The sequence below is a fragment of the Candidatus Hydrogenedentota bacterium genome, assembly GCA_012523015.1.
Taxonomy (GTDB): domain Bacteria; phylum Hydrogenedentota; class Hydrogenedentia; order Hydrogenedentales; family CAITNO01; genus JAAYBJ01.
Genome location: JAAYJI010000308.1, coordinates 1 through 4,034, shown reverse-complemented (window position 1 = coordinate 4,034; position 4,034 = coordinate 1). Strand labels below are relative to the sequence as shown.

Here is a 4,034-nt window from a genome sequence, read left to right as displayed (position 1 = left end):
TCCCTGTGCTGTTTGATGAAATTCCACGACATCTGCTTGTCCGGTCAATCCGAATCGGAGCGAGCGGAGGCGGAGCCCTCGTGTGGTCTGCACGTCTCCTCTCGTCTCCTCCTCGTTTTGGTGAACCCGTTCATGAAGATGATTGCCTTCCGCGGTTAAGCGATTGTCTTCCCATTGGCACTCGATATGGATCAGTGCCCACTGTCGCTCACAGAAGAATAATTTCTGTAAACCGGAAATTAGCAACAAATCATCTTCTTCATACATGGCCGTATTAGACGATCTCCCGATGGGTAATACCATTAGGTATATTCTCTTTGTCAATGGTTAGTTCATAATCTTTAAAAGAACGGGGCAGCATAGTCTTATCTTTCTGCTGTATCTGTACGAGATCAAACAATTGGTGAGCGGGAGCATTGCCCAAAGGATCAGCATGTTCAAATACAATAAGTTTCCGAGTCGCCATTTCTCCCCGTGCAGCGGAGCGGTCATGTTCAAACATAAATTTCATGGCCTGCCAGAGCAGATCGAGATCTTCCTCGGAGAATCCGGTCTGTTTTGCAAGAAATGGCGATATAAACCCATGGGCCACATAGAGACCATAGGAAACGGTGTTTTTTCTGCCCATGGTACGGTTATCACCACTTTGACTTTGCGCTTCCTTTTCGCTAGCTACGGCCATACGGGTGATACTGTGTTCGAGCGTAACAATGCGATCCACGGATCGGCCAAAGGTAAGTTGGACGGGTCCGCGCACCTGTCCGGCATTGGCACCGGTACTTAATACAGCGCCGAAAGCACGTATATCAAAATACTTTGCACACATTTGAGTACGTGCGTCTTCAATTTCTTTATCTTTTCCTTTCCGGGCCGTTTTAAGTTTTTTTTCATTTCCTTCGTCGGGCGAGGACTTATAGAGATCAACTCCTATCTCTTCATAGGCTTTTTCAATAAGCAGATTGAGGATGGCTTTTTCTTTAATGAAGATATCAAAGCCCGGCGCTTCATTTTTAGTGAGTTGAACAAAGTTTCGAATTTTACGCTTGATACAGACATCGGTAACGAGTCCGGCACCTGTTTCCGGGTCAATGCGGGGCAGATTCCCGGCATCGGGATCACCATTAGGATTACCGTCTTTGACGTCAAAGACCAACACAAAGTCATAGCGTTTTTGAATGGGACTACTCATCTTATTATTCTCCTTCTATGGGTTAAAGTTCTTCATTGTTGGGGTTGCCGGATGTGTCATCCTTTATTTTGGTGGTAAAAAAATCCTGCCTCTGGTGATAATAGCCAATTGCAAAGCGACCTTGATCATTGAGTGATAAATGGGTGGGAAAATCTGTGATCCCTTTCATAATTTCTCCGATCAAGCGTTCTAAATTAACCCGCCTCCCTTGGTTTTCAAGTTTAGATAAATGATGATTTTTGAGGCGCATCAGATTCGCGAATACAGCAACAGGCGTGCCCGACGCAGCCCCGTAAAAGCGATCTCTAATAGTGGCATTAAGCCCGGGATTGGCTTCTTCTTGGATTTTTTCCAAGGTGGCGAAAAGTCGGCCCAAACGATAGCCAATATTTACGTTGGATTCATCAAGACTCACGGTAAGTTCCCTTTCTTGGGTTGTTAATGTTGCGTTTTTCTTTCTTATGCTTCGATTTAAACAGGCCTTGATCAATGCAGCCCGCTCATAGCTAATGTTTTGCTCGGCACGGCCTCGTTGTATGGCGGCCTGAAGCAAGGTTTTCGGATAGGGTAAGCCTTGTAAAATAGCGCGTATTGTATCTGCCGCCAAGTTGGGAAGGATATTGTCTGGTTTTCCCAAAGCGGCTGTCGACTGGATAAGTTTAAAGAGAGATATAGTATCCGGCTTATTGGGTCCATGAATGATTTCTGTATCCTCGAAATGTTGTACTATCTTTTCCGACATGCCCATCACTGTATCGACATTCCAAAAGCGAACTGTAACACGTCCGAGGCTGAGCCATGCTAGCCCCAAGACATAAAAACGAATGTTTCCTTCATCGACTGATAACGCCCCGGTTTTGATCGAATTAAAAAGACTTTTAACGGCACGGGTTCCACGGTCAGGATCATCTTCGGGCGGATCAAAGATAGAGAGGAAATTCTTTTCGAGTTCGCTCTCTTTTTCAGACCAAAATACGGCGGTCGCATCACCTATCTTCATTTTTGAGTTTTCTGAGTTCAATAAGATCTTCAGTGCTGTGGTATAGGCGAATTCCGCAGATGAACTAACAGGTGCATTATATGCCTGTTCTTTACCGTAAGAATCATACCCTGAATTCTTTTGAAATCCTACAAGCTTCCCTTTATTTCGACCAATGATGATATCGAAGTGAATTCTCTTGATCTCATCGTATTCGCCTGTTACGAGGCATCGGCCCAAAACAGCATCCCGATCAGTGAGATTCTTACGGCAAAAGCTTTGAACGGCAGGACGGCAAGGAATAGGCAGCATGTCACCATCAATTTGAAAGGTCATATTACAGCCCACAATTTTGACGCAGTCTTTCCAATTATCGGCGGCTTTAACCTTTTTAATCCCATCCTTTTCATAGAATTTGATGATGGCGGCGACACCCTCATCTTCTTTGAGTTCCGGCGGTAAGTTATGGAGTTGATCAAGCCAAGTTCTGTGTTGTTTAGGTGTTTTTTCGTCGTCTTCAGGATGCTCCAACACATAACCATAGTGATCCCACAGCAAAAATGTAGTTTTAAAACTTGCCGGTCCTGTTCTTCCACAGGATCTGGGCAGCACATAAGATTTCACTGTCTTTTTTTTGCCGTCTGTTTCTTGGTTATCCTTTAGCGTTATAAAATTCCCCTCTTTGTCAATAACAATAAGAAAAGGAATTTCTCTTCTTTCAAATCCTTCGGGGGCGATATCACTTTCAGGATCAGCAGCTTTTCGATCATAATATTCTTTGAGCGATTGGAGAATCATTGGAGAACCTCCTTGTCATTTTCACGGTCAGGAACCTTGATGATTCCGTCTTCCATGACTGGTTTATAAAAGAGGGGCTTAATATCTTTCGGATTCGTAAAGTCCATATCGTAGAGCATCCATCCCAATTCACGCGTACCTTTTAATTCATCGGGACAGGGTTCCTGTGGCTCGTCGGGCGCTACCAATCGAAAGGAACAGGAAAATTCACGACAGCCCAGATAGGGCTGATTGAAAGTTTGGCCTTTTTGGGCACGCCGCTCAAACATGGCGGCATACTTGGCCTCTTTTTCATCTTTACGTACAAGGGGCGCTGCCATCTCTTTTGCTTCCTGTACATCGACCAAATGTTCCGGCACAGGATTATAGGTTGCCGGTCGCTGATCGGGCTCAATAAAATCGAATTGACCGTAGAGTCGATATTTTACATCGCGCAACAACAAGGCGGCACGCTGCTGGCGTTTTTTTTCAATATATACGATTGCGTCCTTGGATGCCGTCTTCCCCACTTCGTTGCGGCGTACGGATGCCCAGCGAATGGGCGCCAGCACTTGGATTTCTTTGATCCTCCAGCGTATGGCAGGTTTCCAAAGAATAGACTCGAAAATGGCGCGGGCAGCGGACGGGGTGATCACGTCGTAGCTGACACGCTCCACTTTCATTTCGGGTCGGGTAAAGCAGGCAAAAGATCCTGCTACCTCCAAACAAAAACCTTTCATCAGCAGTCCTCCTTTCTTGGATTTCTTCAAACCATCAAATCGCTAATAGGGAGATTTTCATTAAACACGTCCAAGCCGACAGTATCACTATACAACGAAGGAAGGGTCTGTACCAAAAATCCGGGCTCTATTTCTTCGATCAAGCCGCATTTTCTCATTGTTTCGATGGTATACATATTGAGGGCAACGGTAAATCGTTGAAGTTTTCGCATGAGTTCGCGTTTGGGTCCGACAATACGAAGCTGTTCAATTAGCTCTTTACTGTTACCATATCGAACGAAAACAGGCCGCGTCGTCTCGTCAATGATTTTGAATTCTTCTGAGGCGGTACGAAACTCTATCTCAATAC

General features: G+C 45.1%; 5 protein-coding genes. All 5 read right to left on the bottom strand.

Translation table 11 applies throughout. The features are described 5' to 3' along the window. Window positions 1-267 (bottom strand): Dna2/Cas4 domain-containing protein (locus GX117_13450; GenBank protein ID NLO34335.1); only part of this gene is annotated, 267 nt, incomplete at its 3' end. A gap of 7 nt (window positions 268-274) precedes the next feature. Further along, window positions 275-1,189, bottom strand: coding sequence for a type I-C CRISPR-associated protein Cas7/Csd2 (gene cas7c / locus GX117_13445; GenBank protein ID NLO34334.1), 915 nt, complete (start codon window positions 1,187-1,189; stop codon window positions 275-277). 22 nt (window positions 1,190-1,211) lie between these two features. Beyond that, complete coding sequence (gene cas8c / locus GX117_13440; protein ID NLO34333.1) at window positions 1,212-2,966, bottom strand: type I-C CRISPR-associated protein Cas8c/Csd1; 1,755 nt, start codon at window positions 2,964-2,966, stop codon at window positions 1,212-1,214. After that, entirely contained in the window at window positions 2,963-3,685 is a 723-nt protein-coding gene (cas5c, locus tag GX117_13435) for a type I-C CRISPR-associated protein Cas5 (protein ID NLO34332.1), read from the bottom strand. The genes cas8c and cas5c overlap by 4 nt, the downstream gene beginning before the upstream one ends. Window positions 3,686-3,711: 26 nt before the next feature. Further along, a partial coding sequence (locus GX117_13430; protein NLO34331.1) for a hypothetical protein occupies window positions 3,712-4,034 on the bottom strand: 323 nt, incomplete at its 5' end.